This window comes from Paracoccus sp. (in: a-proteobacteria) (assembly GCF_047973135.1).
In the GTDB taxonomy this organism is placed as follows: Bacteria; Pseudomonadota; Alphaproteobacteria; order Rhodobacterales; family Rhodobacteraceae; genus Paracoccus.
This window is the reverse complement of sequence record NZ_JBKEBL010000285.1, coordinates 1-21907: the sequence shown is the minus strand read 5'-3', so window position 1 is coordinate 21907 and position 21907 is coordinate 1. Positions and strand designations below refer to the sequence as shown.

The following is a 21907-nucleotide window of genomic DNA, read 5'->3' as shown; positions in this document are numbered from 1 at the left end:
CATCAGGTGAACCTTGAATATCTGGCCCAGACCGTCTGGACCGACAAGGACCAGAACGGCGCGACGGTTGCCTATCCCGACACGCTGGTCGGTACCGACAGCCACACCACCATGGTCAACGGCCTTGCCGTCCTTGGCTGGGGCGTCGGCGGGATCGAGGCCGAGGCAGCGATGCTGGGTCAGCCGATCTCGATGCTGATCCCCGAGGTCGTAGGCTTCAAGGTCACGGGCGCGCTGCGCGAGGGTGTGACCGCGACCGATCTGGTACTGAAGGTCGTGGCAATGCTGCGCAAGCATGGTGTGGTCAGCAAATTCGTCGAATTCTATGGCGAGGGTCTGGACAACATGCCGCTGGCCGACCGCGCCACCATCGCCAACATGGCCCCGGAATACGGCGCGACCTGCGGCTTTTTCCCGATCGACGACGAAACCCTGCGCTATCTGGAACAGACCGGCCGCGATCAGGACCGCATCGCGCTGGTCGAAGCCTATGCCAAGGAAAACGGCTTCTGGCGCGGCGCGGATTACGCTCCGGTCTATTCCTCGACGCTCAAGCTGGATCTGGGCGATGTCGTGCCCGCGATTTCCGGCCCCAAGCGTCCGCAGGACCACACCCCGCTGGATCAGTCGGCGCAGGCTTTCGGCAAGCTGGTCTCGGACGCGCATGGCGCGGCAAAATCGGCCAGCGTGGCGGGCGAAGGGTACGATCTGCATGATGGCAGCATCGTGATCGCCTCGATCACCTCTTGCACCAATACCTCGAACCCCTATGTGCTGATGGCAGCCGGCCTGGTCGCCCGCAAGGCGCGCGCCCTTGGCCTGACCCGCAAGCCCTGGGTGAAAACCTCGCTGGCCCCCGGTTCGCAAGTCGTCGAGGAATATCTGAAGGCAGCCAATCTGCAAGAGGATCTCGACGCTCTCGGCTTCAACCTCGTGGGTTTTGGCTGCACCACCTGCATCGGCAACTCGGGTCCGCTGCAAACGGAAATCTCGAAGGCGATTAACGATAACGACCTGATCGCCGTGTCGGTCCTGTCGGGCAACCGCAATTTCGAGGGCCGGATCTCGCCCGATGTGCGCGCCAACTATCTGGCGTCGCCGCCGCTGGTCGTGGCCTATGCCATCGCGGGCGACATGAATATCGACCTGACGACCCAGCCTCTGGGGCAGGATAAAAATGGCAGGGACGTGTTCCTGAAAGACATCTGGCCGACCACCAAAGAGGTCGCCGATCTGGTCAACAGCGTCGTCACGCGCGAGATGTTCCAGCAGAAATACGCCGATGTATTCAAGGGCGACGAACGCTGGCGCGGCGTGGAAACGACCGACAGCGAAACCTATGACTGGCCCGCCAGCTCGACCTATATCCAGAACCCGCCCTATTTTCAGGGCATGTCGCAAGAGGCCGGCGCGATCCACAACATCGACGGCGCGCGTATCCTTGCGTTGCTGGGCGACATGGTCACGACCGACCACATCAGCCCGGCAGGTTCGTTCAAGCCCGAAACCCCGGCCGGCAAATACCTGACCGAGCGTCAGGTAACTCCGCGCGACTTTAACAGCTATGGCTCGCGCCGCGGCAACCACGAGGTCATGATGCGCGGCACCTTCGCCAATATCCGCATCAGAAACGAGATGCTGGACGGCGTCGAGGGCGGCTTTACCAAGGGGCCGGATGGTGCGCAGACCGCGATCTATGACGCCGCCATGACCTACGAGACCGCCGGCACCCCCCTGATCGTGATCGGCGGCGTGGAATACGGTGCCGGTTCGTCGCGCGACTGGGCAGCCAAGGGCACCAACCTTCTGGGCGTCAAGGCGGTCATCGCCGAGTCGTTCGAACGTATCCACCGCTCGAATCTGGTCGGGATGGGCGTCATCCCGTTCGAGTTCACAGGCGGTGACAACCGCAAATCGCTGAACCTGAAGGGCGACGAGGTCATCTCGATCGACGGGCTGGCAGGCGATTTCAAACCGTTGTCGATGGTGCCCTGCACGATCCGCTATGGCGATGGCACCGTGAAAGAGATCAAGCTGAAGGCGCGCGTCGATACCGAGGTCGAAATCGAATACCTCAAGAATGGCGGCGTTCTGCACTACGTGCTGCGGAATCTGGCCGCTGCCTGACCCGCGGGCGGTGCCACAGATCGAAAGAAAAGGCCCCGGAACTTCCGGGGCCTATTTCATGGCGGGTTCGCGCCCCCTGCCCGGCCTTTGCCGCAACTCGGGCTGGCAGAGGCCGCGACGGGCGGCTAGTCTGGCCCCGACATCTGCTGACCCGACATCTGCTGAAAGGACAAGCCATGCCCGGACTGCGCCCAGATATAGATCCTGACGGCCTTCAGGAATTTTCGGTCGTCTTTACGGATCGTTCGCTGAATCACATGTCGCAGAAATTTCAGGGCGTGATGCGCGACCTGTCGGCGACCTTGCGCGACGTCTATGCCGCCGATCAGGTCGCCATCGTGCCGGGTGGCGGGACTTATGCGATGGAGGCAGTTGCCCGGCAATTCGCGCGCGGGGCGCATGCGCTGGTGGTCAGGAACGGCTGGTTCAGCTATCGCTGGAGCCAGATTTTCGAAGCGGGCGGCTTTGCGCGCGAGGTGACGGTGGCAATGGCGCGTCCCGCAGGAAACGAGCCGCAGCCTGCCTATGCCCCTGCCCCCATCGCCGATGTCGCCGCGAAAATTCGTGAAGCCCGCCCCGAAATCGTCTTTGCCCCGCATGTCGAAACGGCTGCCGGGCTGATCCTGCCCGACGATTACATCGCCGCGCTGGCGGCTGCCGCGCATGAAGTGGGGGCGCTGATGGTGCTGGACTGCATCGCCTCGGGCGCGATCTGGGTCGATATGCGCAAGCTAGGCGTCGATGTGCTGATCTCGGCACCGCAAAAGGGCTGGTCTGCCTCGCCCTCTGCCGGGCTGGTGATGATGTCGGAACGCGCCGCCCTGCGGCTGGCCGACTCTGCCAGTGACAGTTTCGCGCTGGATCTGAAGAAATGGCGTGCGATCATGCAGGCCTATGAGGATGGCGGCCACGCCTATCACGCCACCATGCCCACCGACGCGCTGGTCGGGTTGCATGCCGCCATGGCCGAGACCGGGCAGATGGGCTTTGACGCCGCACGCGATGCGCAATGGCAACTGGGCAATTCGGTGCGTGCCATGCTGGCAGAGCGCGGCATCCGGTCAGTGGCCGCGCCCGGCTTTGGCGCGCCGGGGGTGGTGGTGTCCTATACCGCTGATCCCGCGATCAGGTCCGGGGCGAAATTCCTGGCCGAAGGCATGCAGATCGCCGCCGGGGTGCCCCTTCAGGTCGGCGAGGGACAGGATTTCTCGACCTTCCGGCTGGGGCTGTTCGGGCTGGACAAGCTGAAGGATGTCGAGGGCACTCTGGCGCGCCTGAAAACCGTGATCGACACGGTCCTTTAGGCGCAAATAGCTAAATCTGCGCAGAAATTTCAGCGCGTCCTTACCGTTTCTTTACGAGGCGGCGGCTAGAACCGTCGCCATGAAACAGGCGAATCGATCCTTTCCCGAACATCCAGCCCCCGGCGTTCAGCGCCGGGCGCGCAGGGTGCTGGTCGTGGATGACAGCCTGGCCCAACGTCGGCTGTTCGCGATGCAGCTTGGCCGTGCGGGTTATGACGTGGTCGAGGCCGCTTCTGGTCCCGAGGCGCTGGATCTGTGCCGTCACAGCGAACCCGATTTCGTCCTGTCCGACTGGATGATGCCCGGCATGTCCGGGCTGGATTTCTGCCGCGCCTTCCGTGCCCAAAGCCGACGGCGTTATGTCTATTTCGTGCTGCTGACCTCGCATCGCGACGCCAATGACATCGCCATGGGGCTTGAGGCGGGGGCAGATGATTTCCTGACCAAGCCGGTCTCGCGGCCGGAATTGCTTGCGCGGCTGTCGGCGGGCGAACGGATTCTGCGCATCGAAGAGGAATTGCGCGCCAGCAACAGGCAACTGACCGCCGCCCTGACCGAATTGCGCGAGGCGCAATCAGCCATTGATCGCGACCTGCGCGAGGCGCGCAAGCTGCAACAGGGCCTTGTGCGCGAACGCAGCGGGCGATTCGGCCCGTTCGAACTGTCGCTGCTGCTGCGTCCGGCGGGTCATATCGGCGGCGATCTGGTGGGGTTCTTTCCACTTTGCGAAGACCGGATCGGCCTTTATGCGCTGGATGTTTCAGGCCATGGCGTGACCGCCGCGCTGCTGACCGCGCAGCTTTCGGTACATTTGTCCGGCTCATCGGACCAGAATGTCGCCCTGCGCGCGGCCCAGGGCCAGCAGGACAGCGTGCCCCCCGCCGCGCTGGCGCATTTCTTCAACAACATGATGCTGGAAGAGATGCATACAGACGCCTATTTCACCATGATCTATGGCGAACTGAATCACCGCACCGGCGAGATGCAGATGGTTCAGGCCGGCCATCCGCATCCGGTGCTGCAACACAGGGACGGGCGGGTGACGGGACTGGGCAGCGGCGGCATGCCCATCGGCGTGTTCGAGAATCCGATTTTCGACGAGATTTCGTTCACCATGAAACCTGGCGAACGTCTGCTGATCGCCTCGGACGGCGTGACCGAGGCGGCCAATCCGTCGGGAAGGCAACTGGGTGAGGACGGGCTGGAGGCGATCATGCGCACCAATTCCTTCCTCAACGGTCACGCCTTTCTGGAATCGATGGCGTGGTCGGTTTCGGAATATTGCCGGGGGCAGCGGCTGGACGACATGTCCGCCGTGCTGCTGGAATACCGCGCCCCGGCGGAACCGGTCAACCTGCGGCCCGATCCTGCCGACGGCGATGGCTGAACCCGCGTCAGGGCGTCAGCCTGCCCGCCATGGCCAGCGCCTGACGGCACAACATGCGCGAACCGGCGTCGGGCAACAGCGCCACGGCGTCCGGCACGGGCACCCAATGGGCGCTGTGGCCGCATTCGGACGGCGGGCCAAGGCGCAGGACGGGACGGGCCAGCCAGACGGAACAGCGCTTTTCGGCAAAGATGTCATAATCGGGCATGAAGCAGAACCGCCGGTAGTCCCCGACCCTGCGCGCTGCCCCGATGGTCCAGCCGGTTTCCTCGCGCACCTCGCGATGCAGCGCGGCCAGCGCCCCCTCGCCCGCGTCGATGCCCCCGCCGGGCAACTGAAACTCGGGTTCGGGATATTGCTGAAAGGTCAGCAGCAGGTGGTCGTCGCGCAGCAGTACCGCATAGGCGCCGGGGCGGCGGCGATAGCTGCGGCCTTGCTGTGGCGGGGGGCCAAAACGTGGGATCATGGGTGCCTCGGGTTACGCGCACCGTTCCTAGCCCGCCGCGACCGGCTGTGAAAGGGGAGGCCTTGGGATCGGCGGCGAAAGCACTATATTGGGGCCCGACAAAGGCCCGCCCGGCGGGTTCGGCCCCTTTCAAGGAAACGCCATGAGCAAGATCAACCAGATCGCCTGGGACGACACGGTCCTGCCCTTTCAGCTTGACCGTTCCAGCATTCGCGGGCGCGTGGCAAGGCTGGATGGCGTGCTGGACAATATCCTGTCGCAGCATGACTATCCGTCCGCGATCAGCGCGCTGGTGGCGGAACTGGCACTGCTGACGGCGCTGATCGGCCCCACGATCAAGCTGCGCTGGAAGCTGAGCCTTCAGGTGCGTGGCAGCGGCGCGGTCCGTACCATCGCCGCCGATTACTATGCGCCCACAGATGAGGGCGCGCCCGCCCGCATCCGTGCATGGGCCAGTTTCGACGCCGACCGGCTGGACGACCGTACGCCCTTTGAGCAGATCGGCGAGGGGTATTTCGCGATCCTGATTGACCAGGGCGCGGGCAGCACCCCCTATCAGGGCATCACGCCGCTGGCCGGCGGGTCGCTGTCGGCCTGCGCGCAGACCTATTTCGCCCAGTCCGAACAATTGCCGACGCGGTTCCAGCTTGCCTTTGGCCGCTCGCAATTGTCGGGCGAGCCGGAATACTGGCGCGCGGGCGGCGTCATGCTGCAAACCCTGCCTGCCCAACCCATGCCGGGCGGTGGCGGTGGCAGCGGCGAAGGTGGGCTGATCGAGGCCGCCGACATCCTGCAAGGCGCGGAATCCGAGGACTGGAACCGCGCCAATCTGCTGCTGGACACGGTCGAGACGCTGGAACTGATCGGCCCCAATGTCGGCCCGACCGATCTGCTGCTGCGGCTGTTCCACGAGGAAACACCGCGTGTCTTTGACGCGCAGCGGGTGGAATTCGGCTGTTCCTGTACCTCGGACCGGGTGCGCGACACGCTGTCGATCTATTCCGCGCGCGACATCGCGCATATGACCACACCCGAGGGGATCGTCACCGCCGATTGCCAGTTCTGCGGCGCGCATTACGAATTTGATCCCAACAGCCTGGGGTTCGAGGCGACGGTCGATGCGGACGGGCAGCCGATCATCCCCTCGGGCAGGGCGTCCGGGTGAGTGGCCTCTGGTCCGAAAACCGGTTGCGGCAGGCATTGTCCGTGCCTGCCGCGCCCAGTTCCGATTTCGACCTGCATACCGAAATGCCGCCCGAAATCAGGTTGCGCCGTGCCGGGGTGCTGGCCGCGTTTCACGAGGATGACGGGCGGCTGGTCCTGACCAAACGCGCCTCGGGGCTGCGCCATCATCCCGGCCAGATCGCCCTGCCCGGCGGCAAGGTCGATCCCGGCGACGCGGACGAGATCGCGGCCGCCCTGCGCGAGGCGCACGAGGAAATCGGCCTGCCCCCGGCGCAGGTCGAACTGATCGGCACCTTGCCCCCGCACCGGACCGTCACCGGCTTTGCGGTGACTCCGGTTCTGGGCATCATTCGCGGCGATTTCGTCCCGGTGGCCGAGCCGGGCGAAGTCGATGAGGTCTTTGCCCTGCCCTTCGCCCATATCTCGGATCCGGCCAGTTACCGCATCGAGGGGCGGCACTGGCGCGGCGGCTGGCGCCGGTATTACGTCGCGCCCTGGGGGCCCTATTACCTGTGGGGGGCGACGGCGCGGATGTTGCTGGAACTGGCGAAAAGATTGCAGGCGTCATGAGGTTGCCAGGGGATATGCTGCGCGATCCGGCGCTGCTGGCGGTGCTGGATGCTATTGAGGCAGGGGGCAATCGCGCCTATCTGGTTGGCGGCGCAGTCCGCAACGCCCTGTTGGCCCGGCCCGCCGACGATGTGGATCTGGCCACCGACGCCCTGCCAGCGGATGTCATGCGCCTGGCCGGAACCGCGGGGCTGAAGGTGGTGCCGACCGGCATTGACCATGGCACCGTCACGGTTGTTGCGGGCGGGCGGGGGTTCGAGGTCACGACATTTCGCCGCGATGTCGAAACCGACGGACGGCGGGCGGTCGTGGCCTTTTCTGACGATCTGGCGCAGGACGCGCAGCGGCGCGATTTCACCATGAACGCGCTTTACGCCGGTCGCGACGGGCAGGTGATCGACCCGGTCGGCGGACTGCCCGATCTGGCCGCGCGGCGGCTGCGTTTCGTGGGCAGTGCCGAACAGCGTATCCGCGAGGATTATCTGCGTATCCTGCGCTTTTTCCGGTTTCTGGCCTGGTACGGGCAGGATGCAGATGCCGATGCCGTCGCGGCCTGCACGGGCTTGCGCGACGGGCTGGCGCGGGTCGCGCGCGAACGGATCGGGGCCGAAATGAAAAAGCTGCTGGCGGCGCCCGACCCGGTGCGCTCGGTCGCGCTGATGCAGGAAACCAGAGTTCTGGCGCGGATCCTTCCCGGTGCAGACGCCTCGGCCCTGCCCCGACTGATCGCCCTGGAACCGGACCTTGCGCCTGCCTGGCCGCGACGCCTGGCCAGCCTGTCCTCCCCTGACGCGCCCAAGGCGCTGCGCCTGTCGCGGGACGAGGCGCGGGTGCAACAGTCGCTGGCAGTTGCACTGGCCTCTGGCTGGTCTCTGAACGAGGCGGGCTATCGCATGGGCCCCTGCGCGAACGATTACGCGCTGATCCGCGCGGCACGGGGCGGGGCGCTGCCGGATGACTGGCAGGACCGTATCGCCCGCGCGGCGGCGGCGCGCCTGCCCATCGGCGCGGGCGATCTGATCCGTGATCTGCAAGGCCCGGCCTTGGGTGCCGGGCTGAAGGCCGCCGAAGCCGCATGGATCGCGGGCGATTTCGCGGTTCCGGTACCGGCCCTGATCGCCGCGGCCCTGAGGGCGGGGGCGGCAGGATGAGGCTGTTTCGCCGCCTCGACCGCAGCATCGACGCCTTTGGCCCCGCCGAAGGCCCCCCGCCCGATACCCTGCCTGCCTTTTTCCGCTGGTGTTTGTCGGGCGCATGGGGCGGGCTGTCGCTGGCGGCACTGGCCTCGGCTCTTGGAGGGGTGGCGGAGGTCGTTTCGGCGGTGTTGCTGGGGGCGGTGGTGGACGCGGTTGCGGCGGGGGATCCGGCGACCTTCCCGGCGCAAAATATCTGGCTGATCGCTGCGTTCGCCGGCTTTTTCCTGCTGCTGCGCCCACTGATCTTCGGCTTTTCCACCATCACCTCGGGAATCATCGTCGGGCCGAACCTGTTTCCGCTGGTGCTGTCGCGGCTGCATCGCTGGACGATGGGGCAATCGGTGACATTCTTTGACAACGATTTCGCCGGGCGGCTGGCGCAGAAACAGATGCAAACCGCCCGCGCGGTTACCGATGTCGCAACCGAGACGCTGAACGCCGTGGTCTTTGCGCTGGCCTCGATCCTGGGATCGGCTGCGTTTCTGGTCTCGGTCGATGGTTGGGGGGCGGTTGTGCTGATCCTGTGGCTTTGCGCCTATCTGGCACTGATCCGGTTCTTTCTGCCCCGCATCCGCACAAAGTCGCGGGCGCGGGCCTCGGCGCGGGCGATGGTGACGGGGCAGGTCGTCGATACGATCACCAATATCAAGACCGTGAAACTGTTCGCCCATGCCGAACACGAGGATCGCGCCGCCCTTGGCGCAATGGCCGGATTTCGCGAAAGGGCGCTGGATTACGGCATTGTCAGCAGCGGCTTTCGCGTTTCGCTGATGCTGATCGCGGGGGCGCTGCCGGTCATGCTGGTCGGCGGCGCGATCCTGTTGTGGCGGCAGGGGCTGGCCACGCCGGGCGACATCGCGGCCTCGGGGGCAATTGCAATGCGGTTAAGCCAGATGACCGGCTGGGTCAGCATGGCGATGATGGGCATCTGGGGCAATATCGGCGAGGTCGAGGACGGCATGTACACCCTTTCGCCCCCGCACGCACTAACCGATGCGCCCGACGCGACCGTGATGCCACGCGCGTCGGGGCGTATCGATTTTGATGGCGTGGCCTTTGCCTATGGGCGCCGGAGTGGCGGGCTGGAACAGATCGACCTGCATGTCCGGGCGGGCGAAAAGATCGGCATCGTCGGCGCGTCAGGCGCGGGAAAATCGACGCTGGTGGCGCTGTTGCTGCGGCTTTACGATGTCGAGCGCGGCAGCGTGCGGATCGACGGGCGGGACATTCGCGGCGTCACGCAGGAAAGCCTGCGCAGGCAGATCGCCATGGTCACGCAGGAAACCGCGATGTTCAACCGCTCGGCCCGCGACAATATCCAGTATGGCCGCCCCGGCGCCAGCCAACCCGAGGTCGAGGCCGCCGCCCGCGCCGCCGAGGCGCATGATTTCATTCCGGGGCTGGTCGATCACGCCGGGCGCAAGGGCTATGACGCGCATCTGGGCGAACGCGGGGTCAAGCTGTCGGGCGGCCAGCGGCAGCGGGTCGCGCTGGCCCGCGCCTTTCTGAAGGATGCTCCGATCCTGGTTCTGGACGAGGCGACCAGCGCCCTTGACAGCGAAGTCGAGGCGCAGGTGCAGGCGGCTCTGGCCCGCGCGATGCAAGGCAAGACCGTGCTGGCCATCGCGCATCGCCTGTCCACCATCGCCGAATTGGACCGGATCATCGTGCTGGACCGGGGCCGCATCGCCGAACAGGGGACACATGGCGAACTGCTGGCGCGAGGCGGGCATTATGCGCGCTACTGGAACCGGCAATCGGGCGGGTTTCTGGGCACGGATGACGAAACCGGTCTTTCGCCGCAATCGCACTTTGGTTAACCTGGCGCGCATCCGCCGCAGGGAACCCGCCATGTCACGCTGTCTGATCGTCCTTCTGTCGGCTGTGGTCCTGACCGGCTGCGCCCGGACGCCCGAGCGGCAGGCTCTGGATGATTTCAACGATACGGTCGGGACGGCCAACCGCACCATCTCGAATGTGCGGCTGATCCGGTCGCTGGTGCGCTGAGGCGATGCCGGTCTGGACGGTGGAGCGGCTGGGGCGGCGTGGCGATGGCGTTGCGCGATCGCCCGAGGCGGTGGCGCTGGCCCCTCTGACCCTGCCCGGCGAGGTGATCGAGGGCGAAGCGGCGGATGGCCGCATCCCCGCGCCGCGCATCCTGACCCCTTCGGTTGATCGCGTGAAACCGGCCTGCGGGCATTACCGCGCCTGCGGGGGCTGTTCGCTGATGCATGCATCCGAGGGTTTCACCGCCGCGTGGAAACGGCAGGTGGTCGAGGCGGCGGTTGCCGCCCAGGGGATGGCGGTTGGCGTCGCGGGCATCCATGTCTCGCCTGCGGGATCGCGGCGCAGGGCGGTGCTGTCGGGAAGGCGGACGAAAAAGGGCGCGCTGGTGGGCTTTCATGCCCGCGCCTCGGACACGATCACCGACCTGGCCGCCTGCCCGGTGCTGCATCCCCGGATTGTGGCGCTGCTGCCGCTGCTGCGGCGGATCGTGATGGCGGGCGGGTCGCGTTCGGGCGAGATGTCGCTGGCGGTCATTCATGGCCCTGCCGGTGCCGATCTGGCGGTGCGCGGGGGCAAGCCGATGGCTCCGGCGCTGTTTCAGACGCTGGCGGCGCTGGCGGATGAGGGCGATCTGGCGCGGATCGACTGGGACGGGCAGGCCATCACGCGCCGACCGCCCGCATTGCCGATGGGCCGCGCGCAGGTCGTGCCCCCGCCCGGTGCCTTTTTGCAGGCCACCGCCGAGGGTGAAGCCGCGCTGCTGGCCGCCGTGCGCGACATGACAAGGGGGGCCGTGCGCATCGCCGATCTGTTCGCGGGCTGCGGCACCTTTACCCTGCCTTTGGCAGAGACCGCGCAGGTCCACGCGGTCGAGGGGCTGGCCGCCCCGCTGGCCGCGCTGGATGCGGGATGGCGCGGCGCGCCCGGCCTGCAACGAGTCACCACCGAGGCCAGGGATCTGGCCCGCCGCCCGTTGCTGGCCGGTGAACTGGCCGGTTTTGACGCAATCGTGATCGACCCGCCCCGCAGCGGGGCCGAGGCACAATGCCGTGAAATCGCGCGTTCGGACGTCCCGCGCATCGCCTTCGTCGCCTGCGATCCGGTCAATTTTGCCCGCGATGCGCGGATTTTGGCCGAAGGCGGATACGATCTGACGCGGCTGCTGGTCGTCGATCAGTTCCGCTGGTCGCCCCATGTCGAGACCGTGGCCGGGTTTCACCGCCGCTAGCCATGGTCGCGCGCGATGTGATACGATCAGACCATAAAAAACGATCAATAACACACTATGAGGCAGTGAATGCACCGAGCAACCCGGCGAACCGTGACCCTGTCACTTTTGGCCTTTCTGGCCGCATGCGCCAAGCCGAAGCCAACGCTGAAGGCGTATAAAGGTCCGCCGATCACTCAGGTCGTGGTCAACAAGGGGGATCGCCGCATGTATCTGATCAGCGGCAGGACCGTGGTGAAAAGCTATGACATCGGTTTGGGCAACCAGCCCATCGGCCACAAGCAGTTCGAGGGCGATGGCAAGACACCCGAGGGCGTCTATTTCATAGACCGCTTTAACCCGCGCAGCCGTTATCACCTGTCGGTGGGCGTGTCCTATCCGAACGAAAACGACCAGCATTATGCCAGCTTTCTTGGGCGCGATCCGGGCGGTGACATCTTCATTCATGGCCGCGGGCCAGAAGGCAACGCCTTTGCCCCAAAGAATCGCGACTGGACCGTGGGCTGTATCGCCGTGACCGACAAGGAAATCGAAGAGATTTACCCGATGCTGCGCGTCGGCATACCCATCGTGATCAATCCCTGACCAGCGGTAAAACTGTCGCGACATGGCCGGGCGCGCGCGCCCGAGGAAAGCCTCGGGCGGCTTTCGGGTCAGCCCCCGCGCAAGTCGGGCAGGACGTAACCGCTGAACATTTCGCGCAGGGTCAGCTTGCTGACCTTGCCCGTCGCGGTCATGGGAAGCTGATCGACAAAGACCATGTCATCGGGCAATTGCCACTTGGCCAAATGCGGCGCCAGAAAGTCGTGCAGTTCCGTCAGGCCGGGCCGGTCGTTGTCATCGGCAGGTTTGACCACCAGCAGCGGGCGCTCATCCCATTTCGGATGGGGAATGGCGATTACAGCGCAGGCGGCGATTCTGGGATGGGCGACGGCCAGATTCTCGATATCGATGGAACTGATCCATTCCCCCCCCGACTTGATCAGATCCTTGGAGCGGTCGCGCAGGATCAGCCAGCCATCGGCGGAAATCGAGGCGACATCGCCGGTGCCGAACCAGCCTTCGGCATCCATCGCCTTTTCCGTCGCCCCGGTATTTTCGAAATAGCCAGACACGACCACATTGCCGCGCACGAACAATTCGCCCATCGCCTTGCCGTCATGGGGCTGTCGCTTGCCCTGATCATCGACGATCTTCATATCCACGCCAAAAACCCGCCGACCCTGCGTTGATTTCAGCGTCATCCGGTCGTCAAAGGGCAGCCCGCGTTTGTCGATGGGCAACGATCCCTGCGATCCCAGAGGCGAGGTTTCGGTCATGCCCCAGGCGTGGTTCACATCGACCCCCGCCTTTTCGAAACCCTCGGCCAGGCTGCGCGGCATTGCGCTGCCTCCGACGACGATATGGCGCAGGGCATGCGGCTTGGTACCGCGCCTGAGGATTTCCGCGTACAGCCCCTGCCAGATGGTCGGCACGCCCCAGGCGCTTTCGACGGCTTCGGTCTGGCACAGATCCCACAGATTCGCGCCGTCCAGATGCGGCCCCGGCATGATCAGGCTGGCCCCCAGCAGTGGCGCGGCGAAAGGCAGGCCCCAGGCATTGACATGGAATTGCGGCACCACCGGCAGGATGCGCGGCTGGTTGCCCAGATCGGCGCCAAGCGTGGTCGCGATGGACATGGCGTGCAGCACGTTCGAACGGTGCGAATACAGCGCGCCCTTCGGGTTGCCCGTGGTCCCCGAGGTATAGCACAGCCCCGAGGCGGTGTTCTCGTCAAATTCCGGCCAGTCGCGGGTCTGGGGCAGGCCGTCCAGCAATTCCTCATAGCACAGCGCGTCAAGGCTGTTTTCGGGCATATGTGCCCGGTCGGCCATGATCACATAGCGCATCTGAGGCAGGCTGTCCCGCAGCTTTTCCAGCAGGGGCACGAAAGTCAGATCGGTGAACAGCAGCCGGTCGGCGGCATGATGGGTGACATAGGCCAGTTGCTCGGCCGAAAGGCGCGGGTTGATCGTGTGGCAGACCGCGCCGATGCCCGCGATGGCGTAATACAGTTCCATGTGGCGATAGCCGTTCCAGGCCAGCGTCGCGACCCGGTCGCCCATGCCGATCCCCAGCCCCTCAAGCGCGAAGGACAGTTGCACCGCGCGGGCGCGGGCCTCGGCATAGGATTCGCGATGCAGATCGCCCTCGACCCGGCGCGAGATGATCCCGGCGGCCGGAAAGCTTTCGGCGGCATAGTCCAACAGCCCGCTTTGCAGCAGCGGGCGGTGCATCATCAGTCCTTGCACGGCAGATCCTCCTCAACCTGTCGGGCAAGGATGCGCGTCCGGGACGCTTCGTTCAAGTGGGTTGATGCGCCGGGCTGCCGCGTCCGTCAGCGGGCGGACGCATGTGTCGAGGTCAGGTCCACCAGAACCCGCCTGTCCTGATCGCTGACCAGCGTGCGCACGGTCGAGATGCGCCGCCCCTGCTTGACCCAGCTTGCCCGCGCCGTCAGAAGGCCCGTCCGCGTATTCGCCAGAAGCTGCGCGTTCAGCGTGACGGCGACGGGAAAGCTGTCCATCCCTTCGGTGACGACCTGCCCGTCCAGCACCAGTGTGGTTGCGACGACATCCGCGAACCAGACCAGCGCCCCGGCATGGACGGTCCCGAACGGGTTCAACATGGCGGGTGCCACCTGCATCTCGCCCAGAGCCTCGGAACCATCGACCGAGATAATGGCGAAATCTACCTGGCCGGTCACTTCGAACTGAGCCAAACCGTCTCTCCTTTTCTCATCGGGCAGAACAGCCCCTCAGCGCGTCAGCCGCGCTATCAGCGCCGATGTATCCCATCGTCCGCCGCCCATATTCTGCACGTCCCGATAGAACTGATCGACCAGCGCGGTGACCGGCAGCGACGCGCCGATCTGGTCCGCCGTATCAAGGCATATTCCCAAATCCTTGCGCATCCAGTTGACGGCAAAGCCATGTTCGAACCGTCCCTCATCCATGCTCTTGTAGCGGTTCGCCATTTGCCAGCTTCCTGCTGCGCCCTGACTGATCACCTCGACCACCTTTTCAACGTCCAGCCCGGCCTTCTGCGCGAAGGCCAGCGATTCAGACAGGGCCTGTACCAGCCCTGCAATTGCGATTTGGTTGCACATTTTTGCCATTTGTCCAGCCCCGATTTCACCCATAAGGCGACAAATTCGCGCATAGGCGGAAATCACTGGCTCGGCCCGGTTGTAATCGGCCTGACTGCCGCCGCACATCACCGAAAGCTGGCCCTTCTCGGCCCCGGCCTGCCCGCCCGAGACCGGCGCATCGACGTAACCCAGTCCGCGGGCTTGGGCGATTTCGGCCAGCTCGCGCGTGACCGAGGCCGATACCGTGGTGTGATCGACGAAAACCGCGCCCCTGTCCATGCCCGCAAAGGCACCGTCATCGCCCAGACAGACCTGCCGCAGATCGTCGTCATTGCCCACGCAGGCCATCACAAATCCGGCATCTCGCGCGGCCTCTCGCGGGGTTGGCGCCGACGCACCGCCATGCTGCGCGACCCAGCCGGCGGCCTTGGCCGCGCTGCGGTTATAGACCGTCACCTCGTGCCCTGCGGCCTTCAGGTGCCCCGCCATCGGGTATCCCATCACGCCCATTCCCAGAAACGCTGTCCTTGCCATCCTTGGCCCTCCTGTCCTGTGTCAAAAGCGGCACCGGTCGTTGAAAAGGCGGCGCGGCTGTCATATGCAGCACCCCATCACCCCGGCGCAGGATGGTCAAGCGCCAGGACAAGCCACCCGAATACCGGCCAGACCAGCCGATGGACCCCGCCTTTCCATGCTGACAATTTTCCGCTGGCTTCTGCGGCTGACAGTCGCGCTGATCGTTCTGCTGGTCATGGGGGCGGTGCTGATCTGGTATTTCGCCATCCGCTCTCTGCCCGATTATGATGCGACATTTCAGATGAGCGGCCTTTCCGCGCCGGTCAGGATCGTGCGCACCACCGAGGACGTGCCCCATATCTTCGGCGACAGCGACGAGGATGTGTTCTTCGCGCTGGGGGTGGCCCATGCGCAAGACCGGCTGTTCCAGATGACCATGCTGCGCCGTGCCGCTCAGGGGCGACTGGCCGAGATTTACGGCGCGTCGGCTTTTGCGTCGGACGATCTTGCGCGGCGGCTGGGGCTGTATCGCCATGCCGTCACCTCGGTCGAGGCGCAGGATCCGCAGACGCAGGCGGCGCTGCGGGCCTATGCGGCGGGGGTCAATGAATGGATCGGGCAGATCAACAAGGGTGCGATGGGGCGCGGCGCGCCCGAATTCTTTTTGTTTCCGCAGCAGATCGCCTATTGGCAGCCTGCCGATTCGCTGGCCATCCTCAAGCTGCTGGCGGCGGCCAGCAGCCATGCCGCCGCCGATGAGGTACTGCGCGCAAGGTTATCGCTGGCCTGGCCGCAGCACGGGACCGACCTGGTCGCACAGCGCGGGGAGAAGGCTTTGCCCGAATATACCTCGTTGTTTCCTGGCGCCCGGCTTGCCACGCCCGAGCGCCGTCGCCGCGACAATGGGGATGTGGATTTGCGCGGCTTCCTGCGGCCCGGCATGGGGCTTGGGGCGAACGGCTTTGCCGCTGCGCCCAAGCGGACGGCGGCGGGGGGGGCGCTGCTGGCGAACGATCCGCAAAGCGCGCTGACCGTGCCGTCGCTGTACTATCTTGCGCGGCTGCAACTGGCCTCGGGCGGGGTGATCGGCGCGACCATCCCCGGTATTCCGGCGGTGCTGTCAGGGCGCAATCCCAGCCTGGCCTGGGGGCTGACGCCCGCCGCCATCGACGATTCCGATTTGTATATCGAGGATGTGCAGCCCGGAAATTCCGAACGTTATCGAGGGCTTAATGGCTGGACCAGTTTCCAGACCCGGCGCGAGATCATCCGCGTGGCCGATGCCCCCGCCCAAACCATCGTGCTGCGCGAAACCGAGAACGGCCCGCTGGTCCCCGAGATCGATCCCGGCCTGCGCGACGTCACGCCCATCGGTCATGTCGCCTCGCTGCGCTGGACCGGGCTTTCGGGGCAGGACCGGACCATGTCGGCGCTGATCGGACTGTTGCATGCGCGCGACAGTTCGGATGCCGCCCGCGCTATGACCCGCGTGGTCGCGCCCGCGTTTCAGGTGACGCTGGCCGATCAGCACGGCGTGCGGCAACTGACTGCGGGTGCCGTACCCCGGCGTGCGGCCAGTCATCCGACGGACGGCGCGATGCCCGTTCCCGGCTGGCTGCGCGAAGCCCGCTGGACCGGGATCGCGCAGGCCGCCGAGGGTGATGCGGCGGCGGCCTCGGGCGGGGGGGTGGTCATTGCCACCGAAGAAGGTCCGCACGGCTTGCGGCGGGCGCGGCTGGGGCATTTGCTGGGCGACCGCGAGGTCCATTCCCGCGACAGTTTCATTGCCGCGCAACTGGATGTGGTCAGCCCCGCCGCCCGCACCCTTCTGCCGGTCGTTGGCGCGGATTTGTGGTTCACGGGCGAACCCGCTGCCGCCGGAACCCCCGAACGGCAGCGGCAGGATGCGCTGGATCTGATGGCCGAATGGGGTGGCGAGATGAACGAGCATTTGCCCGAACCGCTGATCTATGCGGCCTGGATACGCGCGCTTCAGGACCGCCTGATCCGGGACGAGCTGGGGCCGCTGGCCGACGATATCACCCAGCTTTATCCGGGGTTTCTTGAGGCGGTGTTCCGCAACCGCAATGGCGCGGCGCGCTGGTGCGACATCGTGCAAAGCGCCCCGGTCGAGGATTGCACGACCATCGCCCGGCAGGCGCTTGACCGCGCGATTCTGGATCTGACCGACCGTTTTGGTCCGCAGGTCGAAAGCTGGCGTTGGGGCGATGTGCATCAGGCGCGGCAGAATCATCCGGCACTGGCGCGGATGACCGGGCTTGGCTGGGTGGTGAACCTGATCCAGCCCGTGTCGGGGGGCGACATGACGGTCGCCCGCAGCGGCCTGATGGGGCGGGGTTCCAATCCTTATCAGGTAGTTACGGGCGCATCCTATCGCGGAGTCTATGATCTGGCGGACCCCGACAGTTCGGTCTTCGTGATCTCGACCGGGCAGTCCGGGCATCCCCTCTCGCGGCATTACGACGACCTGTCCGATCTGTGGCGGAGGGGCGAATATATCGGCATGTCGCTGGACCCGGAACTGGCGCAGGCCGCCGCCGTGGGCGTGACGACTCTGCTGCCTGCGACGCCTTAGCACGGCACCGCATCCGGGAAAACAATTGGTCAGCAAGCGCGACCTGTTGATACGCGGCGCAGTCTGCCTATCTTGTGCAATGGCAACATAGCGGGGCACAGGATGGCGGCTGATCTTTACGCGGCACTGGGACTGACGAAATCCGCCAGCGAGGCCGAGATCAAGAAGGCTTATCGCAGGATCGCCAAGGCTGATCATCCCGATCTGAACCCTGACCCGGCGGCGACAGGGCGGTTCAAGGCGGCCTCGGCGGCCTATGACATCCTGAAGGATCCTGAACAGCGCCGCCGCTATGACGCGGGCGAAATCGACGATCAGGGGCAGGAACGTCCGCAGCGCCGATACTACCGCGACCATGCCGAGGCGGCAGGCAACCCCTATGCGCAGGGTTATGGTTTCGAACAGGATCCTGACCTGTCCGGGGTGTTCTCGGATCTGTTCGGACAGCGGGCGGGCGGGTTCCGGCAGGGCGCGCAGGGCCGCGATTTCGATCTGCGAGGGCAGGATCACCGGTTTCACCTTGAGGTCGATTTCATGACCGCCGCGCGCGGCGGCAAGGCCCGCATCACCCTGCCGGAAAGTGACAATCTGGAGGTCGCGATCCCGAAGGGCGCATATGAGGGCCAGACCATCCGGCTGAAGGGCAAGGGCGGTCCGGGCCTTGGCAAGGGTGGGCCGGGGGACGCCTATCTGACGCTGAGCATCGGCCGGCATCCCGAATTTCGTCGCGAAGGAAATGACATCTTCCTGACCCTGCCGATCACCCTGGACGAGGCGGTTCTGGGCGCGCGGATTGCCACGCCCACCATTGACGGCCCGGTCAATCTGACGATTCCGAGGGGCGCAAGCTCGGGGCAAAAGCTGCGGCTGCGCGGGCGCGGCGTCAATGGCGGGGATCAGCAGGTGGAACTGAAGGTCGTCATGCCGCCCGAAATCGACGAGGATCTGGTGGCATTCATAGAAGAGTGGCGCAAGACACATCACTATGATCCGCGCGTCCGCATGCAGATGGGGGGATAGGGCCATGACGCAGTATTATTCCGCAACCGAGGTCATCACGCTGATCGACGATCTGACCGAACCGCGCCTGCACACCTTCCTGCGCGCCCGCATCGTCCAGCCGGTCGAGACGCCGCAGGGCCCCGGCTATCGCGAGGCGGATCTGGCGCGGCTGCAACTGCTTTGCGATCTCAGTGAAAGCTATGATCTGCCCGAGGATTCGCTGCGCATGGTCATGTCTCTGGTCGATCAGTTGAACACGATGCGCGGCGACATGCGGGCCTTGATGCAGGCGATCGCTTCGGAACCCGACGAGGTGCGCAGCCGCATCCACCGCTCGGTTCATGTGCTGCGACATCGCCGGGTGACGCGTTGATCACCGAGGTCGAGGATTATTTCACCAGCGGCTGCGGGCGCTGTGCGCGCTTTGCGACGCCGGATTGTTCTGCGCGGCAATGGACCGCCGGGTTGACCCGTCTGCGCCGCATCTGTCTGGATGCGGGGTTGACCGAAACGCTGAAATGGGCGCATCCCTGCTATACCCATCGGGGCCGCAATATCGCCATTCTGGGTGCCTTCCGCAGTGATTTCCGCATCACGTTTTTCAACGCAGAGCTGCTTGCGGATCCGGATGGCCTGCTTGAAAACGCCGGACCGGGTGCCCGCCATGGCAGCGTGATCCGATTTGACGAAAATGATCGGGCGGCTGCGACCGGGGCGGCGATCCGCGCTTTTCTGCAACAGGCGATGCGCCATGCCGAATCCGGCCTCAGGCCAGCCCGGCGGGTGACAGAGGAACCCGAAATGCCGCCGGAACTGATCTGCGCATTGAAGGCCGATGCCCGGCTTGCCCAAGCCTTCGCCGCTTTGACGCCGGGACGGCGGAAAAGCTATGTGCTGGCCGTGGCAGAGGCACGCAAGCCCGAAACCCGCACGACCCGGATCGCGAAATTTCGCGACCGGATCCTGTCGGGCAAGGGCGCGACCGGACGTTAGCGGCAGTCGGCCCGCCTGCCGTTCCACATTTGCAGGCGCGTGATCGTATGACCCAAATCCCTCTTCTTTTCCCCTATCGCCAGATCTCGCTGTTCACGCCCGGAGCGATTTCGGGGTGGTCTCCGATGTGAAAGCGCGGGTTCTGGCCAGCCCTGCGCTGACGCAGGAAATCGCGGGTCACATAACTGACGGTTCCAGACAGCGCGACGATGGCGACAAGGTTGATCGTGGCCATCAGCCCCATGCTGGCATCGGCAAAGTCGAACACTGTCGTCACAGCCTGCACCGCGCCCCAGATGACCATGGCCAGCGCGGCGATCCGCAGCGTCAGGATTCCGACCGCGCCCCCGCCCAGATAGACCACCGCATTCTCGGCATAGGAATAGTTGCCGATGATCGAGGTGAAGGCGAAGAAAAAGATCGCGATGGCGATGAAATGGCCGCCTGAGGATCCGAAATGATAGACCAGCGCGGCTTGCGTCAGGTTCACGCCGGTCAGCTCGGCGGAGGGCACGACATCGGCCAACAGGATCATGACCGCCGTGGCCGTGCAGACCATCAGCGTATCAATGAACACGCCAAGAGCCTGCACGAATCCCTGCGACGAGGGATGGTGCGGATCGGGCGCGGCAACTGCGGCGATATTCGGGGCCGAACCCATGCCCGCCTCGTTGGAAAACAGCCCGCGCTTGATGCCGTTCATGGCCGCCGCGATTACCCCGCCCGCAACGCCGCCCACCGTCTCTTGCAGGCCAAAGGCCGATCTGACGATCCCGGTCAGGATGCCCGGCACCTCGCCGAGATTGGTGATCATCACGATCAGCGCTGCAAGCAGATACAGCCCGGCCATCGCCGGGACGACCTTTTCGGCCACTCGCGCGATCTGCGGAATACCGCCAAAGATGATGAACCCGGCCAGCGCAGCCAACGCGACGCCGACAATCACCTTGTTGATCCCGAAGGACGCCTGTACCGCGCCCGCAATCGAATTGGCCTGCACCGCGTTAAAGACCAGCCCGAACGAGATCAGCAGCGAAACCGAAAACAGCGAGGCCAGCCAGGGCTGTTTCAGCCCCTTCGCGATATACATCGCCGGCCCGCCGCGATACATGCCGCCGGGACCATGCACCTTGTAAAGCTGCGCCAGCGTCGATTCGGCATAGGCCGTGGCCATGCCGACCAGCGCGACCATCCACATCCAGAAGATCGCCCCCGGCCCGCCAAGCGTCAGCGCGACGGCCACGCCAGCGATATTCCCCGTGCCCACCCGGCTGGCCAGACTGACGGTCAGCGCCTGAAAGGGGGAAATCCCGTCCCTGTCCATGTCGCGCGAACCGACGACACAGCGCCACATCTCGGGGAAATGCAGGATTTGGATAAAGCCAAGGCGGATGGTGAAGTATAATCCGACCGCCAGCAGACCATAGATCAGAATATAACCCCAGAAAACCGTATTCAGAAATTCGATGATCGTGCCCATGCAGTCGATCCCTTGTCAGTTGATCACGCCGTCACAGTGCCACCGTATCAGCAGATGCAACCGGACAAACCCGAAAAATGAACAAGGGTTCCCGACCGGCGAAACAAAGTCATGCTGGCGGGGCCAGGCACGACCCTATTCCGCCACCCGCAGGCGAGGCGTCACATTCAGCCAGACCCCGCCATGCGGGCGCAGGGTCAGGATCAGCCGTGGTTCGGGCGCACGACCCGGAATCGCCTCGAACCGGAACCGCGCCAGCAGCGTAGACAGCACGATGATCGCCTCTTGCATGGCGAAACCGGCGCCGATGCAGATCCGCGGGCCGGCGCCGAAGGGCAGAAAGGCATAGCGGTCGGGCGTGGTCTCGAAGCGGTCGGGATCAAAGGAATCCGGCCTGTCCCACAGGACATGATTGCGGTGCAGCGCATAGATCGGCAGCATGATCGTATCGCCGCGCCGCACCTCGCGCCCGCATAACTGGTCCGCCGCCAGCGCGGTGCGCGACAAAAAGGCCGCCGGGGGATAAAGGCGCAACGTCTCGTTCACGACCCGCGCGATATAGGGCATCGCAGGAATATCATCGGGCCGGGCCACGCGCCCGCCCAGAACGCCGCGTGCCTCGGCTGCGGCGCGTTCCTGGACACGCGGATCGAAGGCACAGAGATACAATGCCCAGGCCAGGGTCAGGGCCGTCGTCTCGTGTCCGGCAACGATGAAGGT

The 21907-nt window shown here is 65.2% G+C and carries 20 protein-coding genes; 14 read left to right on the top strand and 6 right to left on the bottom strand.

Going from position 1 to position 21907, the window contains the following annotated elements:
* From acnA to ACK5L9_RS21030, 3 genes are all read left to right on the top strand, one after another.
* Positions 1-2127, top strand: a 2127-nt coding sequence (acnA, locus tag ACK5L9_RS21040) for an aconitate hydratase AcnA (RefSeq protein ID WP_416913411.1), incomplete at its 5' end; no start/stop codon positions are given.
* Between the two features lie 176 nt (positions 2128-2303).
* The gene (locus tag ACK5L9_RS21035) at positions 2304-3431 is read left to right on the top strand and encodes an aminotransferase class V-fold PLP-dependent enzyme (protein ID WP_416913410.1); all 1128 of its coding nucleotides are present in this window, start codon (positions 2304-2306) and stop codon (positions 3429-3431) included.
* Positions 3432-3510: 79 nt separating this feature from the next.
* Entirely contained in the window at positions 3511-4818 is a 1308-nt protein-coding gene (locus ACK5L9_RS21030) for a PP2C family protein-serine/threonine phosphatase (protein WP_416913409.1), read from the top strand.
* Between the two features lie 7 nt (positions 4819-4825).
* Here ACK5L9_RS21030 and ACK5L9_RS21025 read toward each other — a convergent pair whose 3' ends face one another.
* Positions 4826-5284 carry an NUDIX domain-containing protein gene (locus ACK5L9_RS21025; protein WP_416913408.1) on the bottom strand — a complete coding sequence of 153 codons (459 nt, stop codon included), beginning with the start codon at positions 5282-5284 and terminating at the stop codon, positions 4826-4828.
* Positions 5285-5426: 142 nt separating this feature from the next.
* Between ACK5L9_RS21025 and ACK5L9_RS21020 the strand changes: the two genes are divergently transcribed.
* From ACK5L9_RS21020 to ACK5L9_RS20990, 7 genes are all read left to right on the top strand, one after another.
* Positions 5427-6449: an Hsp33 family molecular chaperone HslO gene (locus ACK5L9_RS21020; protein ID WP_416913407.1), complete on the top strand. Its 1023-nt coding sequence runs from the start codon at positions 5427-5429 to the stop codon at positions 6447-6449.
* Positions 6450-6532: 83 nt separating this feature from the next.
* Positions 6533-7039, top strand: coding sequence for a CoA pyrophosphatase (locus tag ACK5L9_RS21015; protein ID WP_416913412.1), 507 nt, complete (start codon positions 6533-6535; stop codon positions 7037-7039).
* On the top strand, positions 7036-8190 hold the full coding sequence (locus tag ACK5L9_RS21010) for a CCA tRNA nucleotidyltransferase (protein ID WP_416913406.1): 1155 nt from the start codon (positions 7036-7038) through the stop codon (positions 8188-8190). The genes ACK5L9_RS21015 and ACK5L9_RS21010 overlap by 4 nt, the downstream gene beginning before the upstream one ends.
* A complete protein-coding gene (locus ACK5L9_RS21005; protein ID WP_416913405.1) occupies positions 8187-10055 on the top strand; it encodes an ABC transporter ATP-binding protein in 1869 nt (622 codons plus the stop codon). Before ACK5L9_RS21010 ends, ACK5L9_RS21005 begins: the two co-directional genes overlap by 4 nt.
* A 31-nt stretch (positions 10056-10086) precedes the next feature.
* Positions 10087-10242, top strand: coding sequence for a hypothetical protein (locus ACK5L9_RS21000; protein ID WP_416913404.1), 156 nt, complete (start codon positions 10087-10089; stop codon positions 10240-10242).
* Positions 10243-10246: 4 nt separating this feature from the next.
* Positions 10247-11470 (top strand): class I SAM-dependent RNA methyltransferase, encoded by a 1224-nt coding sequence (locus tag ACK5L9_RS20995; protein WP_416913403.1) that lies wholly within the window; start codon positions 10247-10249, stop codon positions 11468-11470.
* A gap of 69 nt (positions 11471-11539) precedes the next feature.
* A complete protein-coding gene (locus ACK5L9_RS20990; protein WP_416913402.1) occupies positions 11540-12055 on the top strand; it encodes a L,D-transpeptidase family protein in 516 nt (171 codons plus the stop codon).
* A gap of 68 nt (positions 12056-12123) precedes the next feature.
* On the opposite strand, the gene ACK5L9_RS20985 is transcribed toward ACK5L9_RS20990, so the two are convergent.
* The 3 genes from ACK5L9_RS20985 to ACK5L9_RS20975 form a co-directional block, all read right to left on the bottom strand.
* Positions 12124-13761, bottom strand: a complete 1638-nt coding sequence (locus tag ACK5L9_RS20985) for a long-chain fatty acid--CoA ligase (RefSeq protein ID WP_416913401.1) — start codon at positions 13759-13761, stop codon at positions 12124-12126.
* Between the two features lie 86 nt (positions 13762-13847).
* Entirely contained in the window at positions 13848-14231 is a 384-nt protein-coding gene (locus ACK5L9_RS20980; protein WP_416913400.1) for a PaaI family thioesterase, read from the bottom strand.
* Positions 14232-14267: 36 nt separating this feature from the next.
* Positions 14268-15134 (bottom strand): NAD(P)-dependent oxidoreductase, encoded by an 867-nt coding sequence (locus ACK5L9_RS20975; protein WP_416913399.1) that lies wholly within the window; start codon positions 15132-15134, stop codon positions 14268-14270.
* A gap of 157 nt (positions 15135-15291) precedes the next feature.
* Here ACK5L9_RS20975 and ACK5L9_RS20970 point away from each other — a divergent pair, with 157 nt between their 5' ends.
* From ACK5L9_RS20970 to ACK5L9_RS20955, 4 genes are all read left to right on the top strand, one after another.
* On the top strand, positions 15292-17712 hold the full coding sequence (locus ACK5L9_RS20970) for a penicillin acylase family protein (RefSeq protein WP_416913398.1): 2421 nt from the start codon (positions 15292-15294) through the stop codon (positions 17710-17712).
* Between the two features lie 102 nt (positions 17713-17814).
* Positions 17815-18732 carry a DnaJ C-terminal domain-containing protein gene (locus ACK5L9_RS20965; RefSeq protein ID WP_416913397.1) on the top strand — a complete coding sequence of 306 codons (918 nt, stop codon included), beginning with the start codon at positions 17815-17817 and terminating at the stop codon, positions 18730-18732.
* Between the two features lie 4 nt (positions 18733-18736).
* Positions 18737-19087, top strand: a complete 351-nt coding sequence (locus ACK5L9_RS20960) for a hypothetical protein (protein WP_416913396.1) — start codon at positions 18737-18739, stop codon at positions 19085-19087.
* Complete coding sequence (locus tag ACK5L9_RS20955; protein WP_416913395.1) at positions 19084-19707, top strand: YdeI/OmpD-associated family protein; 624 nt, start codon at positions 19084-19086, stop codon at positions 19705-19707. The genes ACK5L9_RS20960 and ACK5L9_RS20955 overlap by 4 nt, the downstream gene beginning before the upstream one ends.
* Positions 19708-19780: 73 nt before the next feature.
* On the opposite strand, the gene ACK5L9_RS20950 is transcribed toward ACK5L9_RS20955, so the two are convergent.
* Complete coding sequence (locus ACK5L9_RS20950) at positions 19781-21187, bottom strand: alanine/glycine:cation symporter family protein (RefSeq protein WP_416913394.1); 1407 nt, start codon at positions 21185-21187, stop codon at positions 19781-19783.
* A 135-nt stretch (positions 21188-21322) separates the two neighbouring features.
* Positions 21323-21907, bottom strand: a 585-nt coding sequence (locus ACK5L9_RS20945; RefSeq protein WP_416913393.1) for a cytochrome P450, incomplete at its 5' end; no start/stop codon positions are given.

Excerpts from the sequence above, each read along its gene's own strand:
- ACK5L9_RS21010 (WP_416913406.1), top strand. The coding sequence starts at position 7,036 with ATGAGGTTGCCAGGGGATATGCTGCGCGATCCGGCGCTGCTGGCGGTG.
- ACK5L9_RS20965 (WP_416913397.1), top strand. The coding sequence starts at position 17,815 with ATGGCGGCTGATCTTTACGCGGCACTGGGACTGACGAAATCCGCCAGC.
- ACK5L9_RS20975 (WP_416913399.1), bottom strand. The coding sequence starts at position 15,134 with ATGGCAAGGACAGCGTTTCTGGGAATGGGCGTGATGGGATACCCGATG.
- ACK5L9_RS20990 (WP_416913402.1), top strand. The coding sequence starts at position 11,540 with ATGCACCGAGCAACCCGGCGAACCGTGACCCTGTCACTTTTGGCCTTT.
- ACK5L9_RS21030 (WP_416913409.1), top strand. The coding sequence starts at position 3,511 with ATGAAACAGGCGAATCGATCCTTTCCCGAACATCCAGCCCCCGGCGTT.
- ACK5L9_RS20995 (WP_416913403.1), top strand. The coding sequence starts at position 10,247 with ATGCCGGTCTGGACGGTGGAGCGGCTGGGGCGGCGTGGCGATGGCGTT.
- ACK5L9_RS21005 (WP_416913405.1), top strand. The coding sequence starts at position 8,187 with ATGAGGCTGTTTCGCCGCCTCGACCGCAGCATCGACGCCTTTGGCCCC.
- ACK5L9_RS20950 (WP_416913394.1), bottom strand. The coding sequence starts at position 21,187 with ATGGGCACGATCATCGAATTTCTGAATACGGTTTTCTGGGGTTATATT.
- ACK5L9_RS21000 (WP_416913404.1), top strand. The coding sequence starts at position 10,087 with ATGTCACGCTGTCTGATCGTCCTTCTGTCGGCTGTGGTCCTGACCGGC.
- ACK5L9_RS20960 (WP_416913396.1), top strand. The coding sequence starts at position 18,737 with ATGACGCAGTATTATTCCGCAACCGAGGTCATCACGCTGATCGACGAT.
- ACK5L9_RS21035 (WP_416913410.1), top strand. The coding sequence starts at position 2,304 with ATGCCCGGACTGCGCCCAGATATAGATCCTGACGGCCTTCAGGAATTT.
- ACK5L9_RS21020 (WP_416913407.1), top strand. The coding sequence starts at position 5,427 with ATGAGCAAGATCAACCAGATCGCCTGGGACGACACGGTCCTGCCCTTT.
- ACK5L9_RS21025 (WP_416913408.1), bottom strand. The coding sequence starts at position 5,284 with ATGATCCCACGTTTTGGCCCCCCGCCACAGCAAGGCCGCAGCTATCGC.
- ACK5L9_RS21015 (WP_416913412.1), top strand. The coding sequence starts at position 6,533 with ATGCCGCCCGAAATCAGGTTGCGCCGTGCCGGGGTGCTGGCCGCGTTT.
- ACK5L9_RS20970 (WP_416913398.1), top strand. The coding sequence starts at position 15,292 with ATGCTGACAATTTTCCGCTGGCTTCTGCGGCTGACAGTCGCGCTGATC.